An 18,561-nucleotide genomic window follows, 5' to 3' on the forward strand; every position below is an offset into this window, starting at 1 on the left:
TCTAAACAAGCAGTGGCGAGAAGAGAAGAGAAAAAACCTATTCTAGATCTTAAAAGAGGCTAGGGGGCGTTGATCTTTCGTGATTAAATTTTGTTCAACAGTCCCTAAAGCCCAAAGTAAAATGTCAGTTTATCTTCAGTAAACCTTAAGGGTTTCTTGGTACAATGTGTTTATTGGTGGCGGCAAGTAATTCAAGCCATGTCATTATACTGACATGCTATTTCAATTTGCTATTACCTTGCACATGCTACTCTTACCAGAGAAAAACCAAATATACTCCAGTCACGCATCTTGACGTCATTGGGCTATATTAATCATAAATAACGAGGCCAGAATGATTCCGAGTATTTCTGTTGTGATCCCTGCTAAAAATGAGCAAGGAAACATTGGGAGGCTTATCAAGGAGATCCATCAAAGCCTACATGCTTTTGAGCAAGTAGAAATTGTTATCACGGATGATGGCAGCACCGACCAAACCGTACAAGAAGCCATAGAGACTGCTCGCGAGTGCCAATGTGCAGTGCAAGTAATTAGCCATGCACAAAGCTGCGGGCAAAGCACCGCTGTATTAACTGCAGTCAAACATGCCAAAGGCGACTGGATTGTGACTTCTGACGCGGATGGCCAAAATGATCCTTCCGATATGCCTGCGATGCTAGAGGCGGCAGCGAAAGTGACCAACCCGCACTTTTGTATCGCAGGGTTTAGAGCTAAGCGCCAAGATACCGCGTGGATCCGCTTTCAATCTAAATTTGCTAATGGCATTCGCGATAAATTATTGGGCGATGGCGTGCCCGATTCAGGTTGTGGCTTAAAAGTTATTCCTAAGCAAACCTATCTTCAATTACCGTATTTTGATCACATGCATCGTTTTCTTCCAGCGTTAATTAAGCGCCTTGATGGCGAGATTGTGGTGCATCAAGTTCAACATCGTGATCGAGAAGTCGGCACATCTAACTACAATGCTTGGAATCGAGCTTGGGTGGGTGTGGTCGATTTATTTGGCGTGATTTGGTTAAAGCACCGTGCCAAACTGCCGGTGGTCAAAGATGTTCAAGCGGTCACCGCGCCAACGGGCAAAAGTGATGACGCTTATTCCAATGACGACACTATCTAAATGAAGTGGTTAAAGCTGGCGGCGTTGATCGTGATTATCTTGTTGCTTATTTCGCAACTGAATAATCCGGTGATCGCCCATATTGCCGATAAAAACTGGCTGGTGGATTACATTGGACAAAATGGCATTAAAGGCGATGTTATTTTACTGGTGACATCCATATTCTTCTTAGCCATCAGTGGACCTAAGCAAGTGATCGCTTTGGTGTTTGGCTATTTGTACCATATTTACCTTGGAACCTTATTGACGATCGCTGTGTGTGTAGTCGCGGCATCGATCAATTATACGGTGGCGCATTTTTTACTGGCTAATATTCTATTTAAACGATTTCCGAATCGAATGCGAAAATTTAATGCCTTTGCCAGCCGCGCGCCGTTTACCAAAATTTTATTACTGCGCTTATTTCCGATTGGCAATAACGTGGTAACCAATGTGTTATCTGGCAGTGTGCGGGTGCCACTAGTGCCCTTTTTTTGCGCCAGTATTCTTGGCTATTTGCCGCAAACGATCATTTTTGTCTTAGCTGGTGCGGGGATCAAGTCGCCTGACAGTAATCTTATTTACGTCAGTGTTGGCCTAGGTGTGGTGAGTACCATTTTAACCAGTTTGATTTATCGTGATCATGTCAAACAACAGGTTGAATCATTAAATCAAGAATCAAATTTGGATGAAGCATCATGAACCAGGTTTCAGGCTCTATTGGAGCTCGCTGTCAACAAGCGTGGCGCAATGAAGATTACTATCAAACCCTATTGTTTTTATTGGTGATTGCGGCGGTTATTATTTTAGCCGGCGCAGGTTTTCGTGACCCGTGGCCTGCCGATGAGCCTCGCTTTGTCGAAGTGGCGCGTGAGATGGTGCAATCGGGTAATTGGTTTTTCCCGATGCGGGGAGGGGAATTATACCCAGATAAACCGCCGGTGTTTATGTGGTCGATGGCGGCTTTTTATTGGCTAACGGGCAGTTTAAAAGCGACGTTCATGTTACCTAATGCGATTGTGAGTTTGATGGCATTAGTGTGTTGTTATGACATTTCCGCCAAATTGTGGAATGTCAAAACTGCGCGCACGGTTGGTTTGTTATTACTGATCGCCCCACAATTTATTATTCAGGCTAAAGCGGCGCAGATTGATGCCATGGTTGCCGCTTGGATAACGATTGCGATGTATGGTTTGTTACGCCACTTTTTTGTTAAAACCAGTTGGACTTGGTATTGCGTTGCCTGGGGCTTTATGGGACTGGGGATCATTACCAAAGGAGTGGGGTTCTTACCGGCGCTACTGCTTATTCCTATCTTGTTTTTACACTTTTCGGGCAAGCATCGCTTTGAAGAACAAGTGTCATGGAAACTCTTGTGGGGACCGGTGGCCATGCTTGCGGTCGTCGCTTGTTGGTTGATTCCTATGCTGTCGATTGCCGAAAGTAGCCATAATCCCGATTTTATTGCTTATAAAAATAATATTTTATTTAAGCAAACCGGTCAGCGTTACGCCCATTCTTGGGGGCACATTAAACCTTGGTATTACTTTGTGGTCAGCGTTATTCCTGCCATGTGGTTTCCTTTGTACTTTGTATTTTTCAATAAGAAATTCTGGCAACAAAGTCGCCAATCTGTGGTGATCATTAGCTTATTAGCTTGGATTGCATTAGTGGTGGTGTTCTTTAGCTTTAGCCCTGGTAAGCGTGGGGTTTATATTCTACCAGCACTGCCGATGATGGCACTGATCGCGGGGCATTTCTTAGCGCGCGAGACTTGGCAACCTTGGGTCGAAAAATTGCTCAAAGGCTTAATTGCCGTCCTTGGTGTTGCGATGCTGGTGGCCGCAGGGATGGCGTTATTTAAAGCGCATGTGGTGACTAAAGCATTGGGCGATGACACCTTACCTTATGCTGCATTCTTTATTGTTGCAGGCGCGGTGTGGTTGCTGGCTTTCTGGAAAGGGCTAAAAAAACCAGCATTATGCAGTTTAGGCGCGGCATTAGCCATTACTTGGGTGTTATACAGTTTTGTCGGCTACTCTTTATTAAATCCAATGCGGACTCCTGCTAAAGCCATGATGCTTGATGTGCAGCAAAAAATTGGCTCTGATGGCGAACTCGGTTTAACTCGCTTTAAAGAGCAGTTTTTATTGTTCTCGCCAATTTCATTAACTCATTTTAGTTATTTAGATGAGGCGACAGAGCAAGACCGTAACGCTTGGCAGTGGATGAAAGAAAAACCGAATCGCTACATCATGACCACCAATTCTAAAGATATGGAATGCTTTGATCGCACTAAAGCGGTGGATCTTGGTATGGCGCATCGCCGTGATTGGATTCTACTCGACAGTCGCAGCTTGCTTACTACCTGCACGGCGCCACAAGAGAAGAAACGCTATCACTTAACGATTACTCAACCATACTCATAATATAACGACCTTATCGCCGTCTTAATCATGATCTCTCGCTAGCTTCGATGAGATAGGATTAAGGCGGCTTTTAAATATGCAGGGCTTTACATGTTGAAACACAGATATACTTTTTATTTCGCTTTTTTTGCTATTGCACTGCTGAGTTTTATTAATCGCGATTTAACTCCAGTCAATGAATTAAAATACATCAGCATTGCGCTGGAAGCGTTGCAATCGAACCATTGGTTTGCTTTTTATAATCATGGTCAAATTTATGCCGACAAACCACCGGTGTATTTTTGGGTCATCATGGTGGGTATTAAGCTATTTGGCACCAATGGCGCGGCGTTGTTTACCTGTTTATTTAGTATCTTGCCGGCGATTGGTATTGCAGAAGTGATGCATCGTTGGACTAAACATGAGCTCAAACCTGCGATGGGCAATATCGCGGTGGTGATGTTGATCAGCAGTGGGTTATTTTTAGCTTGCGCCATTATTTTGCGTATGGATATGTTGATGGCGCTGTTTATTACCTTGGCGTTGTATCAGTTCCATCTTGCATTTATCCGTCAGCAACAATATTTAGCCCCATCCGCTCAGCGCTACTTTATTTTACTGTTTATCTTATTGGCCTTATTGATTAAAGGTCCGGTCGGGCTGTTATTGCCGGTGCTGTCTATCTTCGCTTTCTTGTGGCAAAAAAAATCACTAAAGCAATGGTCGCTGTATTTTCCATTAAAAGGTGTGTTGTTATTTTTGCTGATCATTGGCTTGTGGGGGTTGGGCATTGATTATGATGGCGGGCATCAATATTTGTATCAACTCACTATAGGTCAAGCACTAAAACGCGGTATTCATGCTAGCGTGCACCCAGAGCCTATTTATTATTATTTGCAAAGCGCCTTTAGTACCTTACAACCTTGGAGTCTATTGCTGGTGGTGAGTGGGCTTGGCTTTATTCTGCAATTTTTTAAATCTAAATCGCAATTAGAAACCCAATCCAAACTATCTGATACTGCATGTTTATTTCTGACGGTAACAATCACTGGGGTGGTAATGTTGTCGGCGGTGAGCAGTAAGCTTGAGATTTATTTTCTGCCCCTGATGCCTTTTGTTATTTTCGCTAGCGTGATGATATTGCAACAACTCAATGAGCGTAAATGGTGGTTGTGGGGGTTATACCCAATTGCAGTGCTGACCATGATTGCACCTATAGTGGCATTATTTTTCACCTCCGCATTAGATAAATTACCAGTGTCATTAAGTGATGCCTACTTACTGCTTGCGAGCCTCTTTATTTTTGGTGTAATAACGATGGGTTTGTTACTCAAACAGAAGTATCAACATGCTGTGGTCTCACTTGGGTGTACTATGCTCGCGATTATACTGGTGGCGGCGTTAGTGGTGCCGAAATACAACAACTTACTTGGGGTAGAACAAGTCGCAAACTTAGCGCAACAGCAATCTCCAAAGTATGGCAATCAAGGTTATTACGCTTACAAAAAAGAATCGATCCAAAATATGGATGTGTATTTTCATCAACCGGTGCTTCTGATCGATACGGTTCAACAAGCGGTGAATCTTAACGTTGGCAGCGTGATCATTACTAAAAACAAACAAGCAGAAATCATCAAAGCCTTAGCAGCCAAAGGGCAAAAGCCAAGCTATATTAATACCGAAGGGAAATACACATTATTGGTAAGATAGCGAAGCACATCAATACGGCAAAAACGGTATTGTTGAGGCGCTTACAGCCCGTCACTTTCGAGGATCTACCTACAGCGCGCGGTGATTAGATTCCCGCTCTCGCTTATGCTCGGCAGGAATGACGAATTTCTGTGGTTCAGCGCGTGGTGATCGACTCACCGCGGGTTGGGTTTCAAATATTATTCGGCGAGCTCGATCGTTATGCGCGCTTTTGATTTTCATCTTGCTTAAAACTTCGGCATAATGTTGGCAATCAATGAAATTTTGTACCAGATTTATGTGACAGTTGCAGGGTAAGTCGCAAGTATATCGACCAATAAGCGGTCTTAAATTGATCTTATCCTACAGTTTATAATGAAAAGTGTAGTAAAATTACGCTCAACGAAAATCTATAATTTTTAGTCTTTAAACGAGGTTTAACATGTCGAATAAAAAACCAATCGCTTTAGTGATCCTTGATGGATGGGGTTCTCGCGAAACTCATGGCGATAACGCGATTGCTAATGCCAATACTCCGGTACTGGATTCTCTATTTGCTAATCAACCGAACACGCTTATTTCAGCTTCAGGTTTCGATGTAGGTCTACCTGATGGTCAAATGGGTAACTCTGAAGTGGGTCACACCAACATTGGTGCGGGTCGTGTGGTATATCAAGACTTAACTCGTATTACGAAATCTATTGCCGATGGTGAATTTAAAGATACGCCAGCACTTGCCAATGCGATTGATAAGGCTGTTAAATCTGACAACGCGGTTCACATCATGGGTCTTATGTCTCCTGGTGGCGTACACAGCCATGAAGATCACATCTACGCTGCGGTACAAATGGCAGCAGAACGCGGCGCCAAAAAAATCTATGTACACGCATTCCTTGATGGTCGTGATACTCCGCCGCGCAGTGCAAACAATGCACTACAACGTTTCCAAGATTTATTTGCAGAGCTAGGCCTTAAAGAAGGTCGTGTTGCCTCTCTAATTGGTCGTTACTTTGCTATGGATCGTGATAACAATTGGGATCGCGTCCAAAAATCTTACGACTTGCTGACTCAAGCAAAAGCGGAATTTACTTTTGATTCAGCAACTGCTGGCCTTGAAGCGGCTTACGCGCGTGATGAAAATGACGAGTTTGTACAAGCGACTGAAATTCGCGCCGAAGGTGATGCACAAGCGTCTATCGTTGATGGCGACGCTGTGATCTTTATGAACTACCGCGCTGACCGTGCTCGTGAAATTACTCGTACTTTCGTACCTGATTTCTCTGGTTTTGAACGTGCTGTATTCCCAACGATTGATTTTGTGATGCTAACTCAATACGCGGCAGACATTCCTCTGCTTTGCGCATTCCCACCGGCATCATTAGAAAATACTTACGGTGAGTGGCTGTCTAAATGTGGCAAAACTCAACTGCGTATTTCTGAAACTGAAAAATATGCTCACGTTACTTTCTTCTTCAACGGCGGTAAAGAAGATGAATTTGAAGGTGAAGAGCGCCAATTAGTCGCGTCTCCAAAAGTCGCTACTTACGATCTTCAACCTGAAATGAGCGCGCCAGAATTAACCGACAAGTTAGTTGCAGCGATCAAATCAGGCAAGTTCGATACTATCATTTGTAACTACCCGAACGGCGACATGGTTGGTCACACTGGCGTTTATGAAGCTGCGGTTAAAGCATGTGAAGCCGTTGATGAATGCATCGGCCGTGTGGTTGCTGCAATCAAAGAAGTCGATGGTCAAATGCTGATCACAGCCGATCACGGCAACGCTGAAATGATGATCGATCCAACAACCGGTGGCGTACACACTGCGCACACTAACTTACCAGTGCCATTGGTTTACGTTGGTTCTAAAAACCTTGAATTCAAAGCGGGCGGTAAGCTATCTGATCTTGCGCCAACCATGCTTGAACTAACAGGAATGGAAATTCCAGCAGAGATGACTGGTGAGGTAATCGTAAATCTGAAATAATCCTTATCCTTCGTACTTGAAGCTACAGCTAGCTCTAAATTGATAATAGGTTGACTACGATCATTCACTCCAATCACCTAGACAGCTAGCTTTCTGTTTACAAAAGAAAGCTCATGGAGATGAATGATCTTGCCGCCTCACTGCAACATCAATTACTTTGGATAACGAATTGTGCGAATTACTGTTATGGTAGTTCGCACAATATTTGTAGATCATGTCTTTTTGATAGACGCAGATCGTGTCTTTAAAAGATAGAAAGGACCATGTTTTAGATGAATTTATGCAAAAAAAGGCTTTCTAGTTTCCTCGTCGGCCTATCACTTTCTATTTTATTACTTCCACTTAGCGTAAACGCTGCCTCAAAAGAGGAGCTAAAAGGCGTATCGGCGCAGATATCTCGTCAAAATTCCTCCATCAGTTCGCAGCAGAAAAAACTCAATAAATTACAAAGCGAATTAAAAGATCACGAAGTGGCGATTTCAAAATTAGGTCAAGAGATCCGTCATACTCAGCGAGAGCTGAGTAAGGTTCACGTTAATTTAAATCAGCTTCAAACTCAAAAACAACAATTAGAACAAACCAAAGCCGAGCAAAAAGCCACGCTTGAAAAATTAATCAAAGCCTATTACATCACTAGCCGTAATAATGATGTCTCCCAAATTCTACAAGGCGGCGATCCAGCAGAAAAAGATCGCATCAGCCAATATTTCCAACATCTTGCGACCGCTCGTACCGAAGCCATCCAAGCGCTAGAAATAACCCAATCTCAACTGGATGAAAAACAACAACAACTTTCAGTCGAAGAAAATAAACAATCGATGCTATTGGCGCGCCAAAAAGACAAGCGCAGCGATCTACAAAAAGCGCAAGGCCAACGTAAAGACACTGTCTCAGGCATTCGCACGAACATTAAGAGTAATCAAAGTAGCTTGGCCGAATTGCGTCGTAATGAAACACGCTTAAAAGCCGAGATAGCTAAAGCGGCAAAACGTAATATTTCGCCAATGGATGGGTTGGCGAAATACCGAGGTCGCTTGCCGTGGCCATTAAAAGGCAGCATTGCCCACAGTTATGGTACTCGCCAAAGCGGGCAAGTGACTTGGAAAGGTATTGTGATTAACGCCAAACAAGGTCAAGCGGTGAAAGCGGTGCATTCTGGTAAGGTGGTATTTGCCGAATGGCTACGCGGCTACGGTTTAGTGGTATTACTGGATCACGGTAAAGGTGATATGACCTTATATGGTTATAACTCAACCTTACTGAAAAAAGATGGTGATGTGGTCGCTGCTGGTGAAACCATTGCTCTGGCAGGTAATACCGGTGGACAAGATCGCCCATCACTGTACTTTGAAGTTAGACGTAACAGTCAGCCACAAAACCCAAAGAGTTGGTTGCAGAGATAAATACGACAATCTGAGAATAGGCAGCGAGACGCCGAGTGCGCTTCGCTGCAAACCTCAAAATACAGTGGTAACTTTAATTTTATGCCTTCTGAGCGTTATGGCTTCACTCTTGAAGCTGTTGCAATAATTGCTTTCTAAAATACACCGCATAACCATAAGCGCAGATCCCACCGACTATATTGCCAACCGCGATGCCAACAAATAGGCCTTGCACGCCGTAATGATGACTACCAAACAAAGCAAAAGGTAAGGTGAAAATAAATAGGCGGGCAAAGTTCCAGAAGAAGGCTTTAAGTGGCAAGTGCATTGCATTTAAGCAACTGACCAACATCATGACAAGCCCTTGGAAACCATAGCTAAAAGGCACAATTAACAAAAAGTGCCACAAGGTTCGGTGGACACTTTCTTCTTGGCTAAATAAGGAAGCAATAGGCCAACTTAGCGGCACCATCAATACAAATAAACCAAATTGAAAGATCAGCGAAAAACGCATCGACGCAAACAAAGCCTCAAAGCTACGTTGTGGATTCTTTGCCCCCATATTTTGCGCGATAAACGGGGTGAGTACTGAGCCAAGCGACATTAAAACTAAGATCATAATCGATTCGACTCGTTGTGCAGCGCCATAAGCCGCCACCGCTTCTGTTCCAAATCCTGCCAGCATCCACATTAAAATTGCACCCGATAGCGGATTCATCGCACTGGAGAATGCCGCTGGAGTGCCAATTTTTAAGATTTGTTTCCAATCACTCAAGATGTTTGCAAACTTTGGTCGAGCCACCATTTTTTCGCGCAAGATCAACACATGTAAAATAAGGATTAACCCGCCTAACCAACTGATCGCACTGGCAATCGCCGCGCCTTGAATGCCAAGTTCAGGAAAAGGGCCGTAGCCAAAAATAAGTAGCGGATCGAGTATGCCGTTAATTAACCCCGACATCATCATGATCTTAGCGGGCGTTTTGGTATCACCGGTGGCGCGGATCACACTATTGCCGGCCATAGGTACGACTAATAATGGAATGGTGAGATACCAAATCGACATGTATTGCTCAATCAACGGGAGCAGCGGCGGAGTCGCTCCTAATGCACTAAATAGCGGCTTAATTGTGAGAAAGCCAATGGTTGAAGCAATGCTGACCAAGAGTATTGCCAGCAATAAACCATGAGTCGAAAAACGCGCCGCTTTGCTATCATCTTTTTGCCCAAGTAAACGACCAACATTGGCCGATAACCCCATGCCGATGCCAAGCGTAATGCAGCTCACGCCAAAGGTGACTGGAAAGGTGAAACTGATCGCCGCTAAGGCTTGAGTGCCTAATAACGAGATAAAAAAGGTATCGATAAGATTAAATGTCAGGATCGCAAATAAGCCAAACATCATTGGTACGGTCATTTTTTTTAAGACGGTTTGAATGTGGCCAGTGAGTAGGCCGTGTTTATCATGCATGGTAATGACAACGTTGATGATGGAAGCAATAGGATACAGGAAAAGCGAAAAAGCGGGAAGCGGGCACGCTATGGCTCGGGAGTTCAAGATCTCCAACCGGGATCACATTTTTTTTCGTCTGCCCCCTTGTATTATGGCCTGAGCTCCCCAACATCTTTATCAGCCGAATGATTCGGCATCCCTAAAATTTCTATGAACATCTACTAGGAGAAACAACCAGATGAACATTCGTCCTTTACACGACCGAGTTATTGTTGAACGCCAAGAAGTTGAATCTAAATCGGCTGGTGGCATCGTACTAACCGGTTCTGCTGCGGAAAAATCAACTCGCGGTATCGTTCTAGCTGTAGGCAAAGGTCGTATCTTAGAAAATGGCACAGTATTGCCGCTAGACGTTAAAGTCGGTGACTCGGTAATTTTTGCTGAAGGTTATAGCACCAAGTCTGAAAAAATCGATGGTAAAGAAGTATTAGTCATGTCAGAGAATGACATCATGGCTGTTATTGATTAATACTCGCATTCAAAAAACCAAACGCATTCAATAGATTTAAGGAATATTCAACATGGCTACAAAAGACGTAAAATTTGGTAACGACGCACGAATCAAAATGCTAGAAGGTGTCAACGTTCTGGCTGACGCGGTAAAAGTGACTTTAGGGCCTAAAGGTCGTAACGTGGTGCTAGATAAATCATTTGGCGCACCAACTATCACTAAAGATGGCGTATCTGTTGCACGTGAAATCGAGCTAGAAGACAAATTCCAAAACATGGGCGCACAAATGGTGAAGCAAGTTGCTTCTCAAGCGAACGATGTTGCTGGTGATGGAACAACAACGGCGACAGTATTGGCGCAATCTATCATCACTGAAGGTCTTAAAGCGGTTGCTGCGGGTATGAACCCAATGGATCTGAAACGTGGTATCGATAAAGCGGTTGCTGCTGCCGTCGAAGAGCTTAAAAACTTATCTAAGCCTTGTGCGACTAGCATTGAAATCGAACAAGTTGGCGCGATCTCTGCAAACGCAGATAGCACCATTGGTAAAATCATTGCAGAAGCGATGGATAAAGTTGGTCGTGATGGCGTGATCACGGTTGAAGAAGGTCAAGCACTGCAAGACGAGCTAGACGTGGTTGAAGGTATGCAATTCGACCGTGGTTACTTATCGCCATACTTCATCAACAACCCAGAAGCGGGCAGCGTTGATCTAGAAAGCCCATTCATCCTATTGGTTGATAAGAAAGTATCAAACATCCGTGAATTACTGCCAACACTAGAAGCTGTCGCTAAAGCCTCTCGTCCACTGCTTATCATTGCAGAAGACGTAGAAGGTGAAGCACTCGCAACATTGGTAGTAAACAACATGCGTGGCATCGTGAAAGTCGCGGCAGTTAAAGCGCCTGGTTTCGGTGACCGTCGTAAAGCGATGCTACAAGATATCGCGGCATTAACGGCGGGTACGGTTATTTCTGAAGAGATCGGTCTTGAGCTTGAAAAAGCAACGCTAGAAGATCTTGGTCAAGCGAAACGTGTCACTATCACTAAAGAAAACACCACGATCATTGATGGCGCAGGTGAAGAGTCAATCATTCAAGGTCGCGTAACCCAAATTCGTCAACAAATCGAAGATGCAACCTCTGACTACGACAAAGAAAAACTGCAAGAGCGTGTAGCTAAATTAGCTGGCGGCGTAGCAGTCATCAAAGTTGGCGCAGCAACCGAAGTTGAAATGAAAGAGAAAAAAGACCGCGTTGAAGATGCACTGCACGCAACTCGCGCTGCGGTTGAAGAAGGTATTGTTGCCGGTGGTGGTGTGGCACTTATCCGCGCTGCAGCAACCGTTTCTGCAAATGGTTTAGCTGGCGATAACGAAGAGCAAAACGTCGGTATTCGCGTAGCACTTCGCGCAATGGAATCCCCAATTCGTCAAATCACGAAAAACGCAGGTGATGAAGAATCTGTGGTTGCTAACAATGTTCGTGCAGGCGAAGGTAACTACGGTTACAACGCTGCAACCGGCGAATATGGAGATATGATCGCAATGGGTATTTTAGATCCAACGAAAGTCACTCGTAGCGCACTTCAGTTCGCCGCATCGGTTGCCGGTCTTATGATCACGACCGAAGCGATGGTAACTGATAAGCCACAAGATTCTGGTTCTGCAATGCCTGATATGGGTAGCATGGGCGGAATGGGTGGTATGGGCGGCATGATGTAATCAGTCCCCTTATAACTGACCATAAAAAACCCGCAGATTTGCGGGTTTTTTTATGGCTGTTCTTATATGCCATTGATTTATATTTGACTCAATTAGCTATCAATGGAATGGTAAAAAGAAAAGATATTAATCAAGGATGAAGCATGACTATTTGTTTACGCGATCTCAAACTATCTCTTGCCACCGAGCAAATCGAAGTGCCTTGCTGGACCATTGAGCCCGAGCAGCATTGGGTGATCTTTTCGACTTACAGTCATTGTGGTTCAACGTTAGGTCGAGTGCTGGCCGGTGACTTAGATTTAAAAGCCAATCCTAAACCAGTGGCAGGCGATCATTCAGCGAATATTGGGCTGAATTTACAAGGTTTGCCTGATTCGATTGGTTGGGTGTCTTTGCATTTGCAACAGGCATTGCTCGAAAAAGAAATTGCCAATGATGATACTGATTTTATGGATAAAATTGATATCGGTTCCACGGTCGAAGCATTAGTTTTAGAGTGTTGTGACTCTGCCGAGCAACGGGATGAATTATTAGCATTAACCGATATTGCTCATTTGCGTTTGCGAGGTTTTCGTCAATTATCGACCGGAGAAACTCGCCGTGTGATGTTGGCGCGAGCGTTAGCTATTCGTCCTCGCTTGCTTATTTTAGATGAGCCTTACGCCGGATTAGATCTTGCCCATCAACAACAATTATCCAGCCTGATTAATCAACTCTCCCAGACCATACAAATTATCGTGATGACTTCCCGTCAAGATGAGGTGCCGGAGTGCATTACTCACGTGGCGATGTTTAATCATAGCCAAAATAAGCAAGGTGTGACGGTCAATACCTTAGGGGAGGGAATGTCGATCGAGCAGTGGCACGCACACCCAGTGATGGCGCAGCTTAATCAGTTATCGCAACAGCGCAGTGATGAGGTAATGGGGTTAATTAAACGTCAGCGTTATCAAGCGCAATACCCCGATCCACTGGTGGAGTTAAAAAACGGCAAAGTGGAATACACCGATGGGCTGATTTTTAAGGATGTGAATTGGCGTATTAATAATGGCCAGCATTGGCAAGTTCGCGGCCCGAATGGCTGCGGAAAAAGTACCTTATTAGGGCTGATTTTAGGCGACCATCCTCAGTGTTATAGCAACGATATTACTTTATTTGGCAAACCGCGCGGCAGTGGCGAAACCATTTGGCAAGTGAAGCAACAAATTGGCATTGTATCCTCGGCGTTGCATCTACAATATCGAGTCAATTGCAGTGCGCTTGAGGTGTTGTTATCCGGCTTTTTTGATTCGATTGGTTTGTATCAAAAGCCGAGTAAAAAGCAGATCGATCTCGCTAAAGATTGGTTGGCTATTCTGCACATGAGTCATTGTGAGAAAATTAGTTTTAAGCAGTTGGATTATGGTCAGCAGCGGTTATTACTTATTGGTCGGGCGCTAATTAAACAGCCGGTGTTATTGATTTTAGATGAGCCGTATCAAGGCTTGGATTTTATCAACCGTAAGCTGGTGATGAATACCTTAAATATGCTCGCACAAGAAAATTTAAGCCAATTGCTGTACGTTTCCCACCATGTGGATGATGCGTTGCCCGCAATTAAAAACTACCTCGATTTTGTTGGAAACACAGAGCAAGGGTATGAAGTGGAGATTGTAAAATTTCCAACCATTTGTTAGATATTTATGATTGCAAAAACTCGCCAATGGTCTGATACACCTTGGCGCACTCATCAGGGATAATGTCTTCATACATAGGTTTATCATTGGTATTAATGGTAAAAAGTGCAGGGTGATCACTCACGATAAAAGGAATAGCCATGTTGAACCTCGATATTGGGTTAGTAATGCCATTTAATGAACCATTTCAGAATCAATTCACCAATTAATTGATGTTTGATATGAATGGGTGGTTATTATAATTATTCTTTATTGACACATCTAACACTAACGATGTTAAATGAACTTGTTATCAAAATATAGCCAGTTGTGTCCATTTTGTGAACGAGGTTAACTTGTGACTAAAGTCGTAGCGAGAATACTTTTGTATTAAATCTATGATTATTTGTAATGTATTAAATGATTTAGTTTCACTTTTTTCATTGATGATTATTGTCTATACTGCAAGCAACTCGAAACAAGTCGTCACGAATATCAGCAAGATTTTATTTCTTATTTTAAGCGTTAAGAGCGCCAATCTGGAGACGTTATGTTTAAAGCATTAGTTCTAAATCAAGAAGAAAAACGCACTATTTCTAGTATTGAAATGTTAGATGAAGCCACTTTGCCACAAGGTGAAGTGATGGTAGCGGTTGATTATTCTTCTTTAAACTACAAGGACGGTTTGGCCATCACAGGGAAAGGAAAAATTATCCGCAACTTCCCAATGGTTCCTGGTATTGATTTCGCCGGTACCGTTCTTGAGTCAAAAGATGCACGCTACAATGCAGGTGATAAAGTGGTATTAACCGGTTGGGGCGTAGGTGAAAACCATTGGGGCGGCATGGCACAAAAAGCCAGCTTGAAAGCCGATTGGTTAGTGCCTTTGCCACAAGGATTTGATAGCAAGCAAGCGATGATGATTGGTACCGCAGGCTTTACCGCGATGTTATGTGTTCAAGCTATCCTTGATGGTGGCGTAAAACCTGAAGATGGTGAAATCTTAGTGACGGGTGCCAGCGGTGGTGTTGGCTCTGTTGCGGTGACTTTACTTAGCCAGCTCGGTTACACAGTGGCAGCCGTGACGGGGCGTGTTGAAACCAACGGTCCGCTACTCGAAAAACTTGGCGCAACACGCATTATTGATCGCAGTGAGTTTGAAGAGCCTGCTCGTCCATTAGAGAAACAAATTTGGGCTGGCGCAGTTGATACTACAGGCAGCAAAGTATTAGCTAAAGTCTTAGCACAAATGGATTACAACTCAGTGGTTGCAGCTTGTGGTCTGGCGGCAGGGTTTGATTTACCGACCACGGTAATGCCATTTATTTTGCGTAACGTGCGTTTGCAAGGTGTGGATTCAGTGAACTGCCCAAGCGAGAAACGTATTGCGGCGTGGAATAAGTTAGTTGAAATTCTTCCTGCCAGTTACTTTGAGCAAGCGTGTACCGAAGTGAGTTTAGATGAAGTGCCTAAGTACGCCGATGATATTACTAATGGCCAAGTGACGGGTCGTGTGGTTATTAAACTGTAATCGCTTACAAACGGTAATCGTTACCAAGCGGTAATGATTGTCTAGCAATATTGTTTGTTAAGCATTATTTGTTAAACATTGTTTGCTAAGCAAAGCAGAAATTATAAAGAGTGAACAAAAGGTTAGGTGGTGCTTTGACATGAGTGCCCACCTGGCCTTTTTTGTTTGTGAGGTGATCTTATATAAGCAGCTGTTCATTGAGATTTTCAGTTCAAATCATCGTGATTTCAAAAAGCACGACGACTTAAAAACCGTCATCTCGGAAACGAGGAACGAGTTATCCGTGATCTCGCTTTTAAACCACTCCCCACCGATTAACCACCAAAAATTATCACACGTTCATAAAGAAAAAAGCGAGATTCCCTATCTCCTCGCTTAGGCTCATGCATGGAATGACGGCGTTGAGGGCGAGGCTCAGGTATGGAATGACGCGTTAAGGGCAAGACTCAAGCAGGGTATGACGGCGTTGGTATTAACCTTCCGACCAACCATCTGAATCCGACATATCTGGCGCGCCGGGAATCGATTTTTCTTCATCGGCCCATTCACCAAAATCAATCATTTGGCATTGCTTGCTGCAAAAAGGGCGGTAAGGGCTGATTTCTCCCCAAACGACATCTGTTTGGCAAGTAGGGCATTTAACAACGGTGGTTTTCTTTGGCGTAGGGCTGTTCATATTGATTACTCGGTTTTGATAACTTAATCGCTTATATGCTCAGAAGTGTAGCGTTAACAAATCGCGAGATCAAACTCGATATCTTGGCTGCAAGCATTACCGGTATCAAAATACATAAACTTAATTGCAAAGCGGTTTTTATGCCCAGAAATCATAGGGTAAACGCCGAGCTCAACCGGTAATTGCAAACGTAGAACGTGGGCATCTTCGGCTTCACTTTGGAAGAAGCCATTACGAGCGGTTTGAGGCTTGAGTTGTGAGGTTTCACGCGTTAGGCGCAACATTAATGCTAACGCTTGTTTTAAAGGTGCCAGGGTATCAGTCCAAACTTTGGCATCCGCGAGTCGCTGTTCTAATGGTAAATGCAGCCAGTAATGTAGCGCGGGTAAATCAAAGCAGCAAGTGCCGCCAGGGAGGTTAAAACGTTGACGGATTGAACTTAAAAAACGGTCTTCTTTTAAGCTGACCCCAAAACGTTCCGCTGCCATTACTTGTTTAAAGCTGGTATCAATTTCATTTAAAATAGTGGTGAGGATCGCTTGATCTACCCCTGCAACCCCCATCCAATGTTTGCAAGCCAGTTTTTGTTTTTCGAGATCTTTGCCAATTTCAGATTTAATTTGAATTTGTTCAAACAGATCCATTAAATCAAATAAAGAACGGAAAAAAAGCTGATAGGCTTGCGGGATCTCAAAAGAGGCAGAACTATGCAGCTGCTTAATTAGAGTGTCTATTCGCAGATAAATTCGTACTTTTTCATTTAATGGATGTTCGAATTTTAACATAATAATTTCAACACATAGTTTGGGTGACATTGATAGAGCTATTGTCACAGATATTGATAGGTCTTGCTATCCCCTTGTCGCTTCAAGTTACCTTTAAATCCAGTAATTTGCCTACGATGGGCTAATATCTAAATATTTTTGATGCAACGCCGTCACTTGTAATAGTAACGCTTGTTGAGTTTGTGGATTGAGATCGGCGTCATTGTTAATCACATCATCAGCAAAAGATAAGCGTTCTTGCCTTGAGGCTTGTGAGGCGAGAATAGCGCGGACTTGAGTTTGCGAGGTGCTATCGCGTGAGCAAGTTCGCTCAATTTGAGTTTGCTCACTCGCATCGACCACTAAAATACGATCGACAAAATTCTTCCACTCGCTTTCAACCAATAGTGGTACCACTAAAATCACATAAGGTGAGGTAACGTGTTGAAGTTGACGTTTGATTTCAGTGCGAATTAACGGATGAAGTAAATCATTGATCCATTGTTTTTCACTTGGAGCAGAAAAAATACGTTCACGTAACTGGCGACGATCAAGCTCACCAGTGTCGGTTAATATCGAGTCGCCAAAGTGTTGCACTATCGCATTGAGGCCAAGCGTGTTCGGCTGCACCACTTGACGCGCCACAATATCGGCATCCACCAAATCAATATTAAAATGCTGGTGGAATAAATTAGCAATACTGGTTTTACCGCTGCCGATCCCGCCCGTCAGTCCAATGATCATAAAATTACGCACCTAGCATATAAGTTAAGTACCAATGGGCGATATCGTGCCCCCAAATCAAACAAAACCACCCGGCGATGGCAAGGTAGGGGCCAAATGGAAAGGTCATATCGATGCCTTTTTTCTGCTGGCGTAATTGAATAATGCCAAAGATGAGTCCCACCACCGAAGAGAGTAATATTAATAACGGTAATTGTTGCCATCCAAGCCATGCACCAAGAGCGGCCAGCAATTTAAAATCGCCATACCCCATGCCTTCTTTACCAGTGAGTAATTTGAATGCCCAAAATACCGACCATAAGCATAAGTAACCCGCCATTGCGCCAATCACCGCATCTTGTAATGAAATCGGGCTAATACCAAACGCCGATAATGCCAATCCCGCCCATAATAACGGCAGGGTTAATTGGTCAGGCAACAACATGGTATCGAGATCGATAAAGGTGGCCGCTATTAAGGTAAAGGTGAAAAACAATAACGCTAAGCCATACCAATCGGCAGGGAAATAACAGGTAACCACTACCGCAAGCAGAGCAGTTAATAATTCGATAGCAGGGTAGCGAGGGCTAATTGGGTTGGCACATTGACGGCATTTACCACGTAAAAATAACCAGCTGATCACGGGAATATTATCGACTGCGCGAATTTGAGTCCCACACTTAGGGCAGCGTGAACGTGGAATACTTAAATTAAACGGTTGTGCTAATTCATCTAACTGCGCGGTTATTTCGGGATCATTTTTAAACTTTTTACCAATCTTGAGTTCGCTAAGGTAGCCGAAGCACTCTTGTTTCCATTCGCGTTCCATGATTACGGGTAGGCGATAGATCACCACATTTAAAAAACTGCCAATCAGCAAGCCAAACACACCTGCTAAAATAGGGAATAGAAAAGGGTAATAGTCAAAAATTATCATGTTGGATCACAGCGCCACTGAAAGTG

Annotated in this window: 16 protein-coding genes; 10 read left to right on the forward strand and 6 right to left on the reverse strand. The window is 43.7% G+C overall.

The annotated features are described in order from the left end of the window. Positions 1-334: 334 nt before the first annotated feature. The 6 genes from HC723_RS08820 (at position 335) to HC723_RS08845 (ending at position 8,583) form a co-directional block, all read left to right on the forward strand. Positions 335-1,117, forward strand: coding sequence for a glycosyltransferase family 2 protein (locus tag HC723_RS08820; protein WP_153445977.1), 783 nt, complete (start codon positions 335-337; stop codon positions 1,115-1,117). Continuing rightward, on the forward strand, positions 1,118-1,798 hold the full coding sequence (locus HC723_RS08825; protein ID WP_153445979.1) for a TVP38/TMEM64 family protein: 681 nt from the start codon (positions 1,118-1,120) through the stop codon (positions 1,796-1,798). Next, a complete protein-coding gene (locus tag HC723_RS08830; protein WP_190338811.1) occupies positions 1,795-3,525 on the forward strand; it encodes an ArnT family glycosyltransferase in 1,731 nt (576 codons plus the stop codon). Before HC723_RS08825 ends, HC723_RS08830 begins: the two co-directional genes overlap by 4 nt. Before the next feature lie 90 nt (positions 3,526-3,615). Then, on the forward strand, positions 3,616-5,214 hold the full coding sequence (locus tag HC723_RS08835; protein ID WP_190338812.1) for an ArnT family glycosyltransferase: 1,599 nt from the start codon (positions 3,616-3,618) through the stop codon (positions 5,212-5,214). Positions 5,215-5,635: 421 nt separating this feature from the next. Next, positions 5,636-7,180 carry a 2,3-bisphosphoglycerate-independent phosphoglycerate mutase gene (gene gpmM / locus HC723_RS08840; RefSeq protein WP_190338813.1) on the forward strand — a complete coding sequence of 515 codons (1,545 nt, stop codon included), beginning with the start codon at positions 5,636-5,638 and terminating at the stop codon, positions 7,178-7,180. Between the two features lie 272 nt (positions 7,181-7,452). Then, positions 7,453-8,583: a murein hydrolase activator EnvC family protein gene (locus HC723_RS08845; protein WP_190338814.1), complete on the forward strand. Its 1,131-nt coding sequence runs from the start codon at positions 7,453-7,455 to the stop codon at positions 8,581-8,583. A 103-nt stretch (positions 8,584-8,686) separates the two neighbouring features. Here the strand turns inward: HC723_RS08845 and HC723_RS08850 are convergent, their stop codons facing one another. Then, positions 8,687-10,033: an MATE family efflux transporter gene (locus tag HC723_RS08850; protein WP_190338815.1), complete on the reverse strand. Its 1,347-nt coding sequence runs from the start codon at positions 10,031-10,033 to the stop codon at positions 8,687-8,689. A gap of 220 nt (positions 10,034-10,253) precedes the next feature. Between HC723_RS08850 and HC723_RS08855 the strand changes: the two genes are divergently transcribed. From HC723_RS08855 to HC723_RS08865, 3 genes are all read left to right on the forward strand, one after another. Continuing rightward, the gene (locus tag HC723_RS08855; RefSeq protein ID WP_153445989.1) at positions 10,254-10,544 is read left to right on the forward strand and encodes a co-chaperone GroES; all 291 of its coding nucleotides are present in this window, start codon (positions 10,254-10,256) and stop codon (positions 10,542-10,544) included. Positions 10,545-10,596: 52 nt separating this feature from the next. Next, positions 10,597-12,249, forward strand: coding sequence for a chaperonin GroEL (gene groL, locus HC723_RS08860; protein WP_153445991.1), 1,653 nt, complete (start codon positions 10,597-10,599; stop codon positions 12,247-12,249). Between the two features lie 143 nt (positions 12,250-12,392). Further along, positions 12,393-13,925, forward strand: coding sequence for an ATP-binding cassette domain-containing protein (locus HC723_RS08865; RefSeq protein ID WP_153445993.1), 1,533 nt, complete (start codon positions 12,393-12,395; stop codon positions 13,923-13,925). Between the two features lie 4 nt (positions 13,926-13,929). On the opposite strand, the gene HC723_RS08870 is transcribed toward HC723_RS08865, so the two are convergent. Further along, on the reverse strand, positions 13,930-14,067 hold the full coding sequence (locus HC723_RS08870) for a hypothetical protein (RefSeq protein WP_153445995.1): 138 nt from the start codon (positions 14,065-14,067) through the stop codon (positions 13,930-13,932). Between the two features lie 387 nt (positions 14,068-14,454). Between HC723_RS08870 and acuI the strand changes: the two genes are divergently transcribed. Further along, positions 14,455-15,435: an acrylyl-CoA reductase (NADPH) gene (gene acuI / locus HC723_RS08875; RefSeq protein ID WP_153445997.1), complete on the forward strand. Its 981-nt coding sequence runs from the start codon at positions 14,455-14,457 to the stop codon at positions 15,433-15,435. A 472-nt stretch (positions 15,436-15,907) separates the two neighbouring features. Here acuI and yacG read toward each other — a convergent pair whose 3' ends face one another. The 4 genes from yacG to HC723_RS08895 all read right to left on the reverse strand — a co-directional run bounded on the left by yacG (position 15,908) and on the right by HC723_RS08895 (position 18,535). Beyond that, positions 15,908-16,111, reverse strand: coding sequence for a DNA gyrase inhibitor YacG (gene yacG / locus HC723_RS08880; RefSeq protein ID WP_153445999.1), 204 nt, complete (start codon positions 16,109-16,111; stop codon positions 15,908-15,910). A 53-nt stretch (positions 16,112-16,164) separates the two neighbouring features. Further along, the gene (gene zapD / locus HC723_RS08885) at positions 16,165-16,896 is read right to left on the reverse strand and encodes a cell division protein ZapD (RefSeq protein WP_194704518.1); all 732 of its coding nucleotides are present in this window, start codon (positions 16,894-16,896) and stop codon (positions 16,165-16,167) included. Between the two features lie 111 nt (positions 16,897-17,007). Beyond that, positions 17,008-17,619 carry a dephospho-CoA kinase gene (gene coaE / locus HC723_RS08890; RefSeq protein WP_153446001.1) on the reverse strand — a complete coding sequence of 204 codons (612 nt, stop codon included), beginning with the start codon at positions 17,617-17,619 and terminating at the stop codon, positions 17,008-17,010. A gap of 4 nt (positions 17,620-17,623) precedes the next feature. Continuing rightward, positions 17,624-18,535, reverse strand: coding sequence for a prepilin peptidase (locus HC723_RS08895; protein ID WP_190338816.1), 912 nt, complete (start codon positions 18,533-18,535; stop codon positions 17,624-17,626). Positions 18,536-18,561 lie beyond the last annotated feature (26 nt).

Origin of the sequence: Vibrio sp. S11_S32 (genome assembly GCF_014694465.1) — a bacterium.
GTDB lineage: Bacteria > Pseudomonadota > Gammaproteobacteria > Enterobacterales > Vibrionaceae > Vibrio > Vibrio algicola.

Coding starts and splice junctions, on each gene's coding strand:
- HC723_RS08855 (WP_153445989.1), top strand. CDS start 10,254: ATGAACATTCGTCCTTTACACGACCGAGTTATTGTTGAACGCCAAGAA.
- coaE (WP_153446001.1), bottom strand. CDS start 17,619: ATGATCATTGGACTGACGGGCGGGATCGGCAGCGGTAAAACCAGTATT.
- HC723_RS08825 (WP_153445979.1), top strand. CDS start 1,118: ATGAAGTGGTTAAAGCTGGCGGCGTTGATCGTGATTATCTTGTTGCTT.
- HC723_RS08830 (WP_190338811.1), top strand. CDS start 1,795: ATGAACCAGGTTTCAGGCTCTATTGGAGCTCGCTGTCAACAAGCGTGG.
- zapD (WP_194704518.1), bottom strand. CDS start 16,896: ATGTTAAAATTCGAACATCCATTAAATGAAAAAGTACGAATTTATCTG.
- HC723_RS08820 (WP_153445977.1), top strand. CDS start 335: ATGATTCCGAGTATTTCTGTTGTGATCCCTGCTAAAAATGAGCAAGGA.
- gpmM (WP_190338813.1), top strand. CDS start 5,636: ATGTCGAATAAAAAACCAATCGCTTTAGTGATCCTTGATGGATGGGGT.
- HC723_RS08895 (WP_190338816.1), bottom strand. CDS start 18,535: ATGATAATTTTTGACTATTACCCTTTTCTATTCCCTATTTTAGCAGGT.
- HC723_RS08850 (WP_190338815.1), bottom strand. CDS start 10,033: ATGCATGATAAACACGGCCTACTCACTGGCCACATTCAAACCGTCTTA.
- HC723_RS08870 (WP_153445995.1), bottom strand. CDS start 14,067: ATGGCTATTCCTTTTATCGTGAGTGATCACCCTGCACTTTTTACCATT.
- HC723_RS08845 (WP_190338814.1), top strand. CDS start 7,453: ATGAATTTATGCAAAAAAAGGCTTTCTAGTTTCCTCGTCGGCCTATCA.
- HC723_RS08865 (WP_153445993.1), top strand. CDS start 12,393: ATGACTATTTGTTTACGCGATCTCAAACTATCTCTTGCCACCGAGCAA.
- yacG (WP_153445999.1), bottom strand. CDS start 16,111: ATGAACAGCCCTACGCCAAAGAAAACCACCGTTGTTAAATGCCCTACT.
- HC723_RS08835 (WP_190338812.1), top strand. CDS start 3,616: ATGTTGAAACACAGATATACTTTTTATTTCGCTTTTTTTGCTATTGCA.
- acuI (WP_153445997.1), top strand. CDS start 14,455: ATGTTTAAAGCATTAGTTCTAAATCAAGAAGAAAAACGCACTATTTCT.
- groL (WP_153445991.1), top strand. CDS start 10,597: ATGGCTACAAAAGACGTAAAATTTGGTAACGACGCACGAATCAAAATG.